We start from the raw sequence: 1,285 nt of genomic DNA, 5'->3' as shown, positions 1-1,285 counted from the left end.
CGAAGTAGGCCAGGATTTCGCGGCGCCGCTTCCAGAGACTGCGACCCAGCTGCGCCAGCTCATCGAGGCCCTTAGGTAGTCCTGATCGAATCCGCTTGAGGCACTTGAACATCGCCAACTTTCCCGCTCTGCGGTCCGGGTTGGCGTAGGCGGCGATCAGGTCCTGGTAGTAGCAAGCGGTGACCTCCACCGCCGCATGCGCATCATGGGCTGCGATGGCCTTGCCCAGCTTGGCTTTCTGCTTGTCGGTGAGCAGCTCGGTGCGGGTCAGCAGGATCCGCCGGATCCCGTACAGCGGGTCGCCGGTGCGTCCCCGATGCCCGCGGGTGTCCTGCTGAATGCGCTGGCGGCAGCCGGTGAGCTTGTCGGCGGCCAGATGCACCACATGGAACGGGTCCATCACCGCCCGCGCTGCCGGCAGCACGTCGGCGGTGGCGGTGCGGTAGCCGGCGAACCCGTCCATCGCCACGACCTTGACCCGGCTGCGGAAGTTGGCGTCCTTGGCGTTGAGCCAGCCCTTGAGGACCTCAGCGGATCGACCGGCCACCATGTCGAGCAGCCGCGCTGGGCCGGTGCCGTCGATGACCGGAGTCAGGTCGACCAGGACCGTCACGAAGTCCGGTTCGCCCTGGCCGCGGCGGTGTTTCCACTTGTGCTCATCGACCCCGAGGTAGCGGACCCCGTCGAGGTGAACGGGTGAGCCGAAGACCAGTTCACGGGTGAGTTCGGCCGCCACCGAGTTCACGGTGTTCCAGCCCAGACCGAGGGCCTTGGCCACTGCCGAGACCGACATCTTGTCGATCGCCAACCGCTGCAGAATCCAGCGGGCACACCGCACCGTGGTGGCAGCCTTGGGTGCGGCGACCCGGTCGATGCGTTGCCGGAAGATCGTCACCGCGCAGCCGTCGTTGCCGCAGGTGAACCTCGGCACCCGGACCCGCAGTCGGGTCGGGTGCCCCACGACGGGCAAGTCGGTCAAGACCCGCTCGACATGATCACGCAACTGGCCAGGGCGGCCGCATTTCGGGCAGGCCGGGTCGTGTGCGACCGGCCGGCAGTCGATCCAGGTGAGTTCGTCGGCGATCGCCGCGCCGGTGATCGTCACCCCCAACTCGACGGTTCGGCAGATGGTGTCGGCAACAAGGCACGTAGGCTCAGACATGGGTCCTGTGGGTGTTCGATTTGGTGTGTGAGAACCCCTATCGTCACACCCCAGGACCCGCCTACATCCCCAACCTCACCCGGTCAGCCGCGCCCGCCCACGCACTCCCGATCGGGAAGAGCC

The 1,285-nt window shown here is 67.2% G+C and carries 1 protein-coding gene; it reads right to left on the bottom strand.

All coding sequences use genetic code 11. From position 1 onward, the window contains the following. The coding region (locus tag BST10_RS22160; protein WP_109559622.1) for an ISL3 family transposase at window positions 1–1,162 on the bottom strand (1,162 nt) is incomplete at its 3' end. Between the last annotated feature and the right edge of the window lie 123 nt (window positions 1,163–1,285).

This window comes from Mycolicibacter algericus DSM 45454, assembly GCF_002086455.1.
Taxonomy (GTDB): Bacteria; Actinomycetota; Actinomycetes; order Mycobacteriales; family Mycobacteriaceae; genus Mycobacterium; species Mycobacterium algericum.
Note: the sequence above shows the minus strand (reverse complement) of the source record. Positions and strands in the feature narration are given on the sequence as shown.